10 protein-coding genes and 1 pseudogene are annotated in these 14288 nt (G+C 40.5%); 5 read left to right on the forward strand and 6 right to left on the reverse strand.

The window, feature by feature from the left end:
* Positions 1-336: 336 nt before the first annotated feature.
* The gene (locus F8S12_RS08900) at positions 337-2004 is read right to left on the reverse strand and encodes a SpoIID/LytB domain-containing protein (RefSeq protein WP_196515948.1); all 1668 of its coding nucleotides are present in this window, start codon (positions 2002-2004) and stop codon (positions 337-339) included.
* A gap of 115 nt (positions 2005-2119) precedes the next feature.
* Between F8S12_RS08900 and F8S12_RS08905 the strand changes: the two genes are divergently transcribed.
* The 5 genes and pseudogenes from F8S12_RS08905 to F8S12_RS08925 all read left to right on the forward strand — a co-directional run bounded on the left by F8S12_RS08905 (position 2120) and on the right by F8S12_RS08925 (position 5142).
* Entirely contained in the window at positions 2120-2383 is a 264-nt protein-coding gene (locus tag F8S12_RS08905) for a ParB N-terminal domain-containing protein (RefSeq protein WP_196515949.1), read from the forward strand.
* A gap of 102 nt (positions 2384-2485) precedes the next feature.
* Positions 2486-2977, forward strand: coding sequence for a Dps family protein (locus tag F8S12_RS08910; RefSeq protein ID WP_196515950.1), 492 nt, complete (start codon positions 2486-2488; stop codon positions 2975-2977).
* Positions 2978-3094: 117 nt separating this feature from the next.
* Positions 3095-3748: a nucleotide exchange factor GrpE gene (gene grpE / locus F8S12_RS08915; RefSeq protein ID WP_442946792.1), complete on the forward strand. Its 654-nt coding sequence runs from the start codon at positions 3095-3097 to the stop codon at positions 3746-3748.
* Between the two features lie 203 nt (positions 3749-3951).
* Positions 3952-4182 (forward strand): annotated as a pseudogene (locus F8S12_RS08920) (sensor histidine kinase); the annotation flags it as partial.
* A 618-nt stretch (positions 4183-4800) separates the two neighbouring features.
* The gene (locus F8S12_RS08925) at positions 4801-5142 is read left to right on the forward strand and encodes an STAS domain-containing protein (RefSeq protein WP_196515952.1); all 342 of its coding nucleotides are present in this window, start codon (positions 4801-4803) and stop codon (positions 5140-5142) included.
* Here F8S12_RS08925 and F8S12_RS08930 read toward each other — a convergent pair.
* The 5 genes from F8S12_RS08930 to F8S12_RS08950 all read right to left on the reverse strand — a co-directional run bounded on the left by F8S12_RS08930 (position 5111) and on the right by F8S12_RS08950 (position 14148).
* Positions 5111-6265, reverse strand: coding sequence for a PP2C family protein-serine/threonine phosphatase (locus F8S12_RS08930; protein ID WP_196515953.1), 1155 nt, complete (start codon positions 6263-6265; stop codon positions 5111-5113). The genes F8S12_RS08925 and F8S12_RS08930 overlap by 32 nt on opposite strands.
* Positions 6266-6418: 153 nt before the next feature.
* Positions 6419-7186, reverse strand: coding sequence for a DUF1350 family protein (locus F8S12_RS08935; RefSeq protein ID WP_196515954.1), 768 nt, complete (start codon positions 7184-7186; stop codon positions 6419-6421).
* 222 nt (positions 7187-7408) lie between these two features.
* Entirely contained in the window at positions 7409-8128 is a 720-nt protein-coding gene (locus tag F8S12_RS08940) for a hypothetical protein (protein WP_196515955.1), read from the reverse strand.
* 293 nt (positions 8129-8421) lie between these two features.
* Positions 8422-10155, reverse strand: coding sequence for an ABC transporter ATP-binding protein/permease (locus F8S12_RS08945; RefSeq protein ID WP_196515956.1), 1734 nt, complete (start codon positions 10153-10155; stop codon positions 8422-8424).
* 111 nt (positions 10156-10266) lie between these two features.
* Entirely contained in the window at positions 10267-14148 is a 3882-nt protein-coding gene (locus tag F8S12_RS08950; RefSeq protein ID WP_196515957.1) for a non-ribosomal peptide synthetase, read from the reverse strand.
* Positions 14149-14288: the final 140 nt, after the last annotated feature.

Here is a 14288-nt window from a genome sequence, read left to right on the forward strand (position 1 = left end):
CACAAGTCATCGAATTACCCGAAATCCTTGGAAAACCTCACCCTGTCCTGGCGGACATCCCTCTCCACAAGTCATCGAATTACCCGAAATCCTTGGAAAACCTCACCCTGTCCTGGCGGACATCCCTCTCCTTACTAAGGAGAGGGACAGGTTTTGCGTAGCATAACCAGGGTGAGGTTTTAGGAAAGACTTGTGTGTACACGGTAGGTTAAAAAGGGGGAACCGGAATCAAAGTCTCCCAATTTATCGGGAGATTTAGAGGGATCTAAAACTTTTGATACCGACAAGAGGACTTTTCAAACATCCTCTAAAGATGCAACTTGAATAGTGAATAGCTTAGAGCTTAATCTCCTCACTGAGAACTTGAATCTGAGTACCGGGATAGTAAAATTGCAGAATTTTCGGACTCGACCAACCTAATTTAGCTAAATTTTGAGCGCCAGTTTGACTCAAGCCTACTCCATGTCCTAATCCACCACCAATAAAGGCGTATCCCCACAGTTCTGATTTGCCTTTATTCAAAGGTTCTATGTAAAAAAGCGTGCTTGTAGGAGCGGCAAAGGCACTGCGAACTTCGTCTTTGTGAAGAATAAAGGTACTGTTATCCGTTTTAACTGCAAGTTCGAGGATACGTCCACTTTGGCTTCGCTTAACTACTGCCATAGCCTGAATTGTTTTAAATTTGCCATGCGGACTACTTTTCACCAGCAAAAACTTCTGCAAGTCCTTGGTAATATCCTTTAACGGGGTTTCCTTGTGCCAACGAAACATATCCCACTTGCTTTCATTAAATCCTTGTTGCCTATTAATAAACTTTTGGAAGTTCTTTTCATCTGCTAAACTCTGCTTAGACAAGTTCCAAAAATTAGTCGCAGCATCCAGTACAGGGCGGAGATAAGGACGATCTTCACCATTCCAGACATCGCTGAAAGAGGCGGTAACGCCGCCAGTAGTAGAAGAATACAGGGCATCTACTAGCTGGTCTTTATAAGTTAGTACCCTGCCTCTAGTTGAAGCGATCGCTCGGTCTGTTTTGGCAGCTGCTCCATTCAGCCCATAATAAACTTGGCAGTGAGTGTCAGCACATAACTGATAGTTATCTGCGGCAAACCTGCGTAAATTTCTCAAGGCATAAGTGCGGGCGAGAATTGCCTGGGCTTCTAGCGCTGCTGCTGGTGCATCCGTGCCTATTTCGTAAGGTACAACTCCACGCAAATAAGTTTCTAAGGGTACTTGATTAACTAGAGTGTATGTGCCATAGGCATTTGACTGCAAATTCAGTCGCCCTGCATAAAGACGAGCATTCTCTGATTTTTCGGTTTTATTCACCCGAATCAAGTTTTTATCAGTGCTGATTTCTAAACCATTCTGGCTGTAGCGCTTGCCATCCACCACCAAACTCACGCGCGGCACTTGTTTTAAAATCTTAGTATCAAGATATACTTTTTCTTGAGTAGCAGCTTGGATGTTCTGCAATAACAAGCGTCGCAGTAAAGGAGTGCTGTAAACATCCCGTTTCGCCCAAACCTGCCAGCGTTCTGGCTGGGCTATTTCTACCTTCATTCCTTGAGAACGCCATTTGTTAGCGCTGTCTTCCGCAGTTTCAAAAGTACGGTATGTGCCTAAAACTATCACTTCTTCAACTGCTGCCTGGGGTAAAGCTTGCATGAGAGTTTCCAGCTTTACAGGATTTTTAGTAACCAGGACTTGCTGCTTGTTGCCCGTTTTAAATTTTAGTTTTAAGCGATCGCCTTTTGTTGGTTCCAGTTGCAGCTTGGCTGTGGGTTGTTCGCCAAATCGCTGCACAATCCCAATTTTCAGTTCTACATCCCGGATGTCGCTCTTAGGCCCTGATGCAGCAGTCAGTCCCAAAAGGCAAAATGTTGTCAGTACAGTGTAGGAAAAACGCCAAAACGAAAATTTCATGGCTGCCTCATTCTGCCCCTTGATGCGGCGTTGGAGCTGATTTTCCAATTGCTTTTTAGTTCGGTGTTTTTGTCGCATGAATGCTCCAATGATACCATTACCAGTTTTGCTCCAAACATTAGTTGCAAAATGAAGTCATAATGACTATGATTTAGCTAGAGACACAAAACAGAAATAGTTGGATAAACTTTTTATGGTCAGAGTCCAATCGATTCCATTAAACCAAATTAAACGGCCGTTGCCCCGTGCAAACGATCCAAATAAAGTGCAAGCTTTAATGGAATCGATTGCGGAGATTGGGCAGCAAGAACCCATTGATGTCCTAGAAGTAGATGGACAATATTATGGCTTTTCTGGTTGCCATCGGTATGAAGCTTGCCAGCGTTTAGGCAAAGAAACCATTTTAGCCAGAGTCCGTAAAGCTAACCGCAGCGTTTTGAAGATGCACTTGGCATAGAGAGTGGCGAGCCGGGGGACAAGGAGAATAACCTACCTATGCCCAATGCCCAATGCCCAATGCCCAATACTCAATTACATATAACCTAATTAGGAGAAAATTATGTCATCGCAAGCTACAGTCAAAAATATAAATATCGGCATTGACGAGGCGAGTAGGGCTAAAATTGCCGAGGGTTTATCTCGCCTGTTGGCTGACACTTATACACTGTATCTGAAAACTCATAACTTCCACTGGAATGTGACCGGGCCGATGTTCCAAACATTGCATTTGATGTTTGAAACCCAGTATACAGAATTAGCCTTAGCAGTTGATTTAATTGCCGAAAGAATTAGAGCGCTTGGCTATCCTGCACCGGCAACATACAGCGAATATGCCAAACTAAGTTCGATTGCAGAAACTCCAGGAGTTCCTAAAGCTGTGGAAATGATCGGCTTGCTAGTCCAAGGGCAAGAAGCCGTAGTGCGAACCGCACGGTCTATTTTCCCCGTGGTGGACGAAGTTAACGACGAACCTACTGCCGATTTATTGACTCAGCGGATGCAAGTACACGAAAAAACAGCTTGGATGTTGAGAAGTTTACTGGAAGAATAGGAAATAGGGAATGGGGCATAGGGCATAGGGAATAGAGAAAAAACTTAATCGTCAATGCCCAATGCCCAATGCCCAATACCCAATACCCAATACCCAATGCCCAATGCCCAATACTCAATGCCCAATGCCCAAAAATTGCAAGATTTAATGCAACAGGTGGGTATTTCTAGTTTTAAAGCTCTGAGTCGCGCTGCTGGCGTCTCAGAGCGCCAAATTTTGCGGTTACGGCGATCGCAGCTAGAGCAGATGCGGGTAGATGTGCTGCTCAAGCTGTCGCTAGTGCTACAGATGCCCTTGAGTGAATTAATCACAACTTTTTCAACGATAGAGTTGATCCAAGAAAAAGCAGCGCCTACTCAGGAATTATTACAAGAAATAGCAGATTTAAGAAAAGAATATCAGCGATCGCAACTTCAATTAGAACAGCAGCGAGAGATATTACTACAAGAACTCCAGCAGTCAACTTTACAACTGCTGGAGTCTTTGTTGTTGCAATGGCCAACAGCAGCACAGAAAGCGCAGGAAAATCCCCAGCTAGCAGCAGTCAAAATAGTGCCGTTGGTGCAGAAACCCCTAGAAAAACTTTTACAGGCGTGGGGAGTGGAAGCGATCGCACCCGTGGGAGCCGAAATATCCTATGATCCCCAGTTGCACCAATTGATAGAGGGAAATGCCCAACCCGGTGAAACAGTCAAAGTGCGCTATACTGGCTACCTTCAAGGCGACAAACTGCTTTATCGAGCTAAAGTAAGTCTTGTTAAAGAGAGTTAGGACGCAAATTTTCGCCTTCCTCAAACGCCCCCAAAGCTTTTAGTGTTAGCACCTTTGCATCAGTCAAACCTGTCGCCACAGTTGGGAGCCAACGTCTTTGATGTGACCGGGATCGTATTTGACCTCTTGCGGCATTTCTAAGTAAGTTTCCCCTTCCAAGCGTAGCGAAATACAATCTCTTGCGTTCTTTTTAAGCGTCCCCAAATAAAGTAATTATTCTCATTGCCGACAATGGCCCGGGAATGTCAAAGGAAGTGAAACAGCGATTATTTGACCTTTTCTTTAGTACCAAACCCATTGGCAAAGGCACGGACATGGGGTTGTCTATTTGTTACCAGATTATATCGCAAAAGCACTGTGGTACTTTGGAATGTCTTTCACAACCAGGAGGTGGGGCTGAGTTTGTGATTACTATTCCCCTTAGCCAAGAATAACTTACTACCTTGATGTTTCAAAACTGTTGAATCTGTAGATTTGAGCTTGGTGCTGCTGAAACCAAATTTTTTAGGTAAAGTTTCTAAATCCAGATGGGAATTATTGCAATTATGTAAGTAATCGGACATAAATAAATGTAGATGCTGACTACCATCACAAGTAATCAATCGTATTCATTAGTGATTATGATGGGAAACTCCTGATATTTGAGGAATTTTCGTAATATTGTGACTGTTCGCGTAGCTTATGGCAGAAAAGCCTACGCCTCTTTAGAAATGCTTGACATTAAAACGTTCCACCCTACAATGACGACTATTTTGATACTTTACTGAGCAAATTTAAATTTTGTAAAAATATTTGGTCATTAATCTCAAAAGGATTAAATTCGCCTTGTAGATTAATATTGAACTACAAAATTAAAATGGATATCAACTATTTATATCTTGGACAATTACTAATAAATAAGCAATACTTAGAACAATAAAACTTAGTTTTTATGGATTACTTGTAAATAATTACTCAACAGTGAATTCTAATTTTATCTTGTAAGCATTTTTTAAATGCTATATAATAGCAAAATCAGAACCTCATTTACACAAATCAAGCGTGACATAATTATGAGAGAAGAAATAAAAGTTATTAAGCTCAGTGGTAATTTGAACGCCACAACCTCACAAGAGTTTCGGCAAAATATTACTGAAATTGTAGAAGTTGGTGCGAGAATTGTGTTAGTTGATTTTCAAGATGTAACGTTTATGGATAGTTCTGGTTTGGGAGCTTTAGTGTTAGCTTTCAAAACATTGCGGGCAGCAGATGCTCAACTTGTTCTATGTTCGATTAATGAGCAAGTCAGGATATTATTTGAACTGACTAATATGGATAGGGTATTTGAAATATTTCCGAACCAAGAAGAGTTTCATCAGAATTTTAGTTTCCAAGATTTAATTCATCAAACTTAATTTGCAAGATAGATAAATCATCATCAAAAGCGTCTTTGGAGTTCAGAGCGATTAAATAACTTAGTACCTGATCAAGTTGGCAATCAAGGGGATGTTGTAAGCTAACCAGTAACTGAATAAAAGCATCTAAACTCCAAAGCGTGCCATCTGATTTAGTGATTTCATAAGCGCCGTCACTAAAAATGTAAAGGGTACTGAATTTTTCAATATTGCAAAACCCATCAACATATTTTGCCTCTGGAAACATCCCTACTGGCATACCAGGGGTTTTCAAGAGTTTAACTTCAGACTTCCTTGGAGATATGCCGGTTACTAAAACTGCTGGGGGATGACCTGCACTAGCATAAATTAACTGGCGGTTGATTCGGTTGTAAACTCCGTACCAAATCGTAAAGTATTTATCATTTTGATAATTCATCTGAAAGGTATCATTCAAAGCCTTCAATACATCACTAGGTTGATAATAATTCAGACTTTTGAGCGCACGGGAACGCAGCAGATTCAGCACTGAAACAGAGGGAAGAGTAGCTTTTAGTCCATGTCCGGCAGTATCAAGCAAGTAAATTGCCAAATAATCGGAATCGAGCCAGTAGTAATCGAAACAGTCACCGCCGAGTTGCCGTGAGGGAATGAATCGGAAATTTATATTAAAGGGTTCGGTCATGGGAAAAGGCAGAAGCGATCGCACATATTCTGCGGCTTCTGACATTTCTGCTTCTAAAAGCAACTTTTGGGTTTGCAAATCTTGACTCAACTGATGCTGGCGTAATCCTGCTCTTACTCGTGCTTGCAATTCATTATGCTCGATAGGTTTGGAGATAAAATCATCAGCACCAGCATCTAGCCCCTTTACACAATCGGCAACGGAATCTAAGGATGTTAATAAAATAAAGAATGTGGTGGAAAATTTGGGATTTGTCTTAATCCGGTGGCAAACTTCCAGTCCAGTCAATCCCGGCATGATCCAATCACAAATAATTAGTGCTGGACAGTAAACCAGCGCTTTTTCTATTCCTTCCTCGCCGCTACTGGCAACAATTACCTCGTAACCCTGTTTTTCCAACATCCTTTTCAAGAGTGTTTTTATTGAATAGTCGTCATCAATTATTAGTATTTGAAACATATAAAATTGCAGGAACCACTAATTAATAATTTGCTGCAAAATAGAAAATAAAAATACAGTATGGGTTAAGGAGTTAGTAGTATGTCTGTATGATACTACTAACTCACTTCTCTTTTTGTGTGGAATTTATGACTTTTTAACAGTCATAAAACATTATGGCGCTGCCAAAGGATTCAACCATAGGAGGATAGTGCTTTTTAGCTGGTTCAAGTCGCGGTATGCTTCTTGCTTAAACCATTGCCCTAAGGCATCAAAAGGAGTGAAAGATGTTCCAGTTTGCCATTTGATGTCTTGACCTAGAGGTGTTGTGTGATTTCCTGGTAAAGTTTGTGCTGTCACCATGTCACCAAAACGTTCTTGCAAGATTTTGGTTAAAGCTGCCGATTGATCAATGGTGTCATTACTAAATTTTATTAATAAATTGCGCCGGATATTGTAACGCTCTTGGACAAGCTTGTTAGTTTCCAACGGTGAGGGGGTAAACTCGATTTTCAAAGTAGAATTAAACTGTTCTACGAGGGGGATAGCTTCTTTAGCAGCGTAGTTGTTGAATGAGATTAAAATATTGCCTGCGCGTTCTACTTTAAAGAAGCTAGCAATTAGGAGGTGAAGCTTACAGCCCATACTGTGTCCAATACCGTAGATGGGGAAGTAAAGCTTGCGTAATGCCCCAGAGTCCTGTAAGCGTTCGAGGGTGCGGTCAAAGTTTAACAGCACGGATTTTGCGATCGCAGTATGATCGAGTGTATTGACGAAAGGCGTAGCAATTACAACATATCCTTGACTTGCCAGTTGTTCGAGTAACCAGCGATAAGTAATGTGCGGTGCAGTGGCGACAAATGCACCTCCTAAAAAATGAACGATACCTATGGGATTTCGGGGAATGATTACCCAGTTGCCTCTAACTTCTTTCCAGTCCATACCGATGAGCGATCGCTTTAGGAATATTCTTTATGTTAGACCGGGGATCGCAACCGTGGGAATGATTATGGAAAAAGCCATTGAGAATATCAAAGACTAGCTTGGAAGTTAACCCATTTAGCAGCTTCTAGGGGCTGATCGGGAGCATCTAGGCTTTCTCCAACTCTTACTGAGTGCTGAATAAATTCAGGAGTCCTTTCTAAATCCCCATTACGAATTACATTAACCCTGACTCTGTAATCTATTCATTTCGAGTTGTACATCTAATGCAATTTGTAATGCTTCGTTGAGTAACCTTCCATGCTCATTAGCCTGTTCAGTTACTTGCATTGCTGTTAAAGTTGCTAAATTGTTGACAAATAGTTCTGTATTACTAAGAATAAAGCTCTTATTCTCCCTCATAATCCTTTCAGTTTTCAAAGCCCGAACTAAATCAGCTTTTGTGAGTTTAAGTGCTTCGATAACCCGCTCTCTTTCCTTGATCACCACTTCTGGATTACCAGCTTCTTGTATTTGATCGTTGATATCTATTGCTCTAATAACACTATTATATCTATCGACATCATTTAACAGGATTTGCAAAGAGTTTGTCATGTTGAGTTTAACAAACTTACTTCTTTTTTTCCATATTAAATATAATAGAGTTTGTGTAAGACCACCAACCCAAAGACCTAAGATAATCAACAATAACCAGGATGGAATTGTTATCCATGTGACAAATATCTTGATAATTATATCAAATAAAAGACAGCTAAAAACAAACGTAGAAAATCCAATAAAAACTACAGTTGCTCCTTCAGAACCTTTGATTTTTTTTATATATAATTTTCCTAGTTTAATGAGAGGATTTATAATAATTAAAAGTTCATCATGAACAGGCAAATTAGTCAAATATTGCAATTTTTCCTGACTAATTTCCAAGCCCTGTAAATCATCCCGCACAGCTTTTCAATCCTTGCCAGAATAGTTATTTAATCTAATATAGCAATCAAATTTATAGAATGCTAAGAAAGCGGGTACTTTGTCAAAACTTTTTAAGCAAGTAAGCTGTTGCGTATTTAATTTGGGCGTTGCTGAATCAAGGGATGAAATGTTATACATTGAAATCCAAAACTCTTTATACTCTCTGCGTCTCTGCGCCTCTGCGTGAGATAAATCATCCCGCAAATAAATATATGCCATGCGGGCAAGATGCCCGCACTACAATAACTCTATGTTTTCGTCTTATACAGGTTTTATTCTTCCCAACTGGAATTACTTTGGTACTCTTGAACTGAAACCAGCCGCCAACTAGAATCCCTTGAGAGTTCCAAAACCAACTGATGATAATTCAACAAACTTTGTCGGTGTCCAACACTGATGAAAGTTGTTTCTGCTTGTCGCAATTGTTGATAGAGACTATCCTCGTTGTTCAAATCCAAGGCGCTCGTTGCCTCATCCAAAATGATATAGCGAGGACGTGTTACCAGCACTCGTGCAAAGGCGAGACGCTGTTGTTCTCCTAATGACAAAATATTTTCCCAGTATACATTGGCATCAAAACCACCGACTCTTGCAGGCAAGTCTTGGAGGTTGACTTGTTGTAGAACTTGTTCCAATTCCAAATCTGTAAGTTGACGATTTCTGTTAGGGTATAACAGTTGTTCGCGCAAGGTTCCCAAAATCATATAAGGGCGTTGAGGCAAAAACAATATTTCTTCGAGGCTCGGCCGCACTAGACGACCAGTACCTGCATTCCACAAACCAGCGATCGCTCGCAGCAAAGAACTTTTACCACAGCCACTAGGCCCCACAATCAGCAATCCTACGCCAGGTGTTACTGACACGGACAAATCTTGGATTAAAACCCGCTCATAGTTGGGAGTTTGCAAGCTGACATTTTCCAGGGCGATCCGATCTTCTTCCACCGTTTCAATTGTACTGACAGGTTCCTGTTGGATATTGGTTGCAGCCAAAGCATCGGAGAAAGCAGCTAAACGATTAACCAAACTGGCAAAGGGGCCTAAATTTCCAAATTGTTGCACAATCACTGACAGCGCCCCTGCATATTGAGCGCAAGCTATGCTTGCTTGAGAAACTTCTCCTAACTCTATTTGATCGTAAAAATATAAAGGTGCTATAGTCAAAAACGGAAATACATAGAGAAAAGATTGATATGCAATAGCAAACAATTCGAGATTGCGCTGCCACCCAATCATCCGCTCAGAATTTTCAATTACATTAGTAAGTTTTTGCTTTACTAAACTTGCCTCTTGAGCCTCGCCTTGGAAAAAAGCAATGGATTCAGCATTGTTACGAAAATGAGCCAAAGTATACCGATAGTCGCCTTCGCTTTCGAGTTTATCGGCATTCATCTTAGTCAATTGTTGGCTCAGAAAAATGATAAAAATGTTGCCGATAATAGAGTAAGCAATCAAAATAAAGGCCGCTAGTTTAGAAATTGACCAGATAATTCCTAAAAAGGCAATTATCTCAAGGATTTTTGCAATAAGTATGATCGCAATTTCCAGGGTCATGCTGGGAATTGGCTCAATTTCTTGGGATATTCGCTGGTCTGGATTTTCAATTTCCGGCTGAAAGTTAATTTTATAATAAGACCGATTTTGGAAATATTTATCCAAGATGTAATTAGTTAGCCATTTATACCAATCGAGAGCGAGCATTTTTCTTAAGTATTCAGAAAAAGCCAGAATCGGTGCCATCGCTGCAAATAGACTGGCGTAAATCAATAACAAACGAAAGAAAGTTTTAAAATCTTTTGCTTCGAGTACATCTATTAAATCTCGATTTATATAGCTACTATATGCGTTGATGCTATTAAACAATAATAGCAAAAACAGCAGTATAGCTAAAGTAGACCATGAACGCAAAAGTTCTGGAAGTCTTCTTCCTTCTTCGTTGACTGGATACCAGTAAGGTTTAGCTATTGATGAAAGTTGCTGCCAAAACTGATTATCAAATACATTCATTTTTTTGAACTATTTGTGAGTTTTTACTAAGTTGAAGAATGAATTTATATCACGCAGAGACGCGGAGGCGCAGAGAGTAAGAGTTTTAAATTCGGCAATGCTGGAAAGCTTTTAGAAATTTAGTTGCACAGTAATTTGTGTTGGACTCGTTTTGATTTCATTTGCAAGGTTAAGTGTGCTAATTTCTATCTCTGGGTTGTGAAGTACCTGTTCTAGGATTTTCATAAATGCTTGTTTGATGAAATGGGCTGTTTCTTCCCGAAATAAATTACTGTTGTAGGTTAAATAACCTTCAATGTTATCGGCACGTTTTTCAAAGTAGAACCATAAATCTGTGATAGCAGTCTTTTGCTCAAGCTCTAATGGTATTTGGGTAACTTTGATGTTGGAAAGTGTAATTTTGTCTATCTGGACACCAATTTCATCCATCCAGGTATAACCAACATCAAAAATAGGATTTCGGCTTGAATCTCGCTGAATAGGCAACTCTTGCACTAGTTTCTCGAAAGGATAAACTTGGTGGATGAAGGCTTCTAAAGCTGTCTGCTTTACCCTTTGGATCAAATCGATAAATCTGTCTTGTCCGTTAACTTTATCTCTCAAAATAACTGTGTTGAGATAAAGACCAATCTGAGTTTCCCAGTCAGTTTGAGTTCGCTCGGAAACTGGTGTGCCAACTATAATATCTTCTTTGCCTGTATAACGATGCAGCAAAGCCTTGATCGCTGCTAAAACGATCGCAAATTGGCTAACTTGGTATTGCTTACTAAATTGCTCTAGAATACGGAGCGATTTAGAAGATAATTTCAGGGGGATAATCGCTCCCTGAAAAGTTTGATTTGCTGGTCGTGGATAGTCGGTAGGCAGGTCTAATGGGCGATAACCTTGTAATTTTTGTTGCCAATAGGTTTGATGCACCTGCGCCTGATTGCTATTCAAAAAGGTATTTTGCCAAATTGCATAATCTTTATATTGAAACTCCAGAAGTTTAAGTGGATTTTCCTGGTCTTGTTCATAGGCTTGATATAAAGTAGTCAGCTCTTGCAAAAGCAATCCGATAGACCAACCATCGAAGATTATATGGTGAATGTTGATCACCAATAAATGTTGCATTGGTGCTAATTGCAACAGATGCACGCGAAACAGTGAACCTTTTTCTAGGTCAAATGGTAGAGTTACTTCTTTTTCTATAATTGATTGGGCACTCCTGTAAGGTTCTGCTTCGCCAGTCAAATCAAGTTCGCTTAACCAGAAATTGATATCTTGGTTTATTCGCTGTCTTGGCTCACCATTGACGGAGATAAAAGTTGTTCGCAAGACTTCATGGCGTGCGACTAAAGAACTAAATGCTTTGAGCAGTGCTTGCTTGTTTAGGGAACCCTCTAGCAGCACTGCGCCAGGAATATTGTAAGCGATCGCTGCCCCCATCTGTACGGATACCCAAAACTGCCGTTGAGCATGGGAAAGGGCATAATTCTCTGCAACGGCTACTCTTTCAATAGGAGGTAGTTGCATCGGTTGCTTGACTCGGACAATTTCTGCTATTTCCTTAACAGTGAGATTGGCAAAGACTTCTTTTAAATTAAGATCCACTCCTAAGCGACGACGCACGCGAGATACTATTTGAATTATTTTTAAACTGTTAGCTCCGAGTCCAAGTAAGTTATCGTTAATGCCGATTTTGTCTTGGGTAAGAACTTCCGCGCAAATCTCTACCAATTGCGCTTCTAGTTGATCGCGTGGTGCTTCATAGTTAAAGTGTTTTAGTTGTTCAGCTTTGGGGAGCGATCGCCAATCTAGTTTACCATTTGCCGTCAAGGGCAACTTTTCCAAACGAATGATGTGCTGGGGAATCATATAAGCTGGTAATTTTTCACTTAACTGAATTCGCACATTCTCTAGATTGAGTTCTACTGGGGCGACAATATAGGCAATTAGTTCTAGACCATTTTCCTGAGAATCTGTAGTAATAACTGCGACATCATTGATTTGGCTACACTCTAAAAGTTGCTGCTCAATTTCTTGCAACTCAACCCGATATCCTCGGATTTTCACCTGGCTATCTTTTCTTCCCAAATATTCTAACTCGCCTTCACTCAGCCATCGTCCTAAATCGCCAGTCCGGTAAATTCGCTTTCCTTCACTAAAAGGATGGGCAATAAATCGCTCTTGTGTAAGTTCTTGACGGTTCCAATAACCTCTGGCTAAACCTGCGCCACCAATGCAAATTTCACCTGTTACCCCAATAGGCTGGAGTTGAAATTCCTCATTTACAATATATATTTGGCTATTAGCGATCGCTTTGCCAATTGTAATTTTTTCGATATCAGCTTCCACTACCGTACAACCTACAGTTGCCTCTGTAGGGCCATACTCGTTGTAGATTCGTATTGACGCATTGCGCTCTTTAAGTAACTGAATGTGTGTCGGTTTTAATTCTTCACCACCCACAATCACCAGTTTGATATTGCTAGGAGTAACTGGAATATATTTTAATATCTGGATATGAGAAGGAGTTAACTTAATAGTATCTATCTCAGTATCTTCTCGAAAACAAGTTTCTAGAACGACTTCGGGCGAGCTTTCTTGATAAATATACAATTTCTTGCCCCGCAATAGCGGAAGAAAGATTGTAGTGACAGTTAAATCAAAGGCGGGTGAGGTAAACAACGCCATATTACCAAGTTGGGGGTTTTGCTCAAAGTAATATTTGCTAGCCCACCAAAGGTAATTTATTAAACTGTGGTTTTCGATCGCAACTCCTTTAGGTAAACCAGTCGAACCGGATGTGTACATTACATAAGCTAGTTGCTGGGGTGTTGTATTCCTAGTGGGATTAGTTAGATAGTCAGTGGGAATTTTTCTAATGTCTGCAATCTCAACTTTTCCTAGTGCCGCCCATTTATCTTGCTGACTTGCTTCGCTCAAAATAATTTGACAGCCGCTATCTTCAACCATGTAGCGGATGCGTTCTATGGGAAATTCCGGTTCTATTGGTAGATAAGCTCCCCCAATTTTCAACACACCCAAAATCGCAATGATCAGATACTCGGAACGTGTCAGGAGCAAACCAACTCGATTTTCTGGCTCAACACCTTTGCTTTGCAAATCAGCTGCAACTTGGTTTGCTCGATGGTTTAAATCACGATATGTAAGAGAGTACTGTTGGCAAACAATTGCTATTGCATCCGGGCTGCGCTCAACCTGTTCCTCAAACCAATCTATAACTTGCTTTTGGTGTGGGTAGGATGTTTGAGTGGCGTTGAATTCTTCTAACAGAGTTGTGCGTTCAGCTTCAGATAAAAGTTCGATTTTAGCGATCGCTTCATCGGGCTGCCAAATCACAAACTCTAAAATTCGCAACAGGTGGGTAGCCATTTGGCTGATAAATGCTTCGTTGAAAATTCTCTCTTTGTAGGCGATCGCCAGGCTGTATTGTTGTTGGGATTTTTCTATATGAAATAGAAGTGTTAACTTGTCCTCAACTGAACTATTTTGATTTAGTTCAGAGTAGCTAAACCCAACTTGGAGTAGGGGATCATCTGCACCAAATCGTCGAATTAAAGCCTCAAAATCGTAGTCTTGATGTTTGTGCGCCTGAGTGACTGTAGTTTGAATTGTCTGGAGCAAATTCCGCACACTTCCGTCTTTGGGAACTTGCAATCTGAGAAAAAGTATGCTTTCTTTAATATCTTTGTTTGCCTGAGAGAGCAGAAGTCTGGGAGTAACGATGAGAATGTCCCGACTTCCCATATATCTGGAAAGGAGAATCGAAACTGCTGTTGCAATTAAAATATAAGCATTTGTCGGTATACCTTTAGTTAGCTCATTTAACCTGTCATTTATCGACTGAGGAAAGGGCAATAAATGGTGTTGAATGGAGCTTGTGGTATCTTGCTTGCTCTTAAATGGGATAAACCAATGTGCTTCAAATCCTCTTAATTGGTCAATCCAAAAATCTTCGGAGATCACTCTGCGGACATCTATTTCCATAGGAAGCTAAGTAAGTAGGCGAGAATAAATCAAAGTACGTTAAGTAATGTAAAAAATCTTGAGATTCGTTTGTAGTGAGGACTTAAGTCCTCGTTTGAGGGCTGAAGCCCTCACTACAAACCTTTAATTATTTATGCCGC

Source organism: Nostoc sp. WHI, from assembly GCF_015714725.1.
GTDB lineage: Bacteria > Cyanobacteriota > Cyanobacteriia > Cyanobacteriales > Nostocaceae > Nostoc.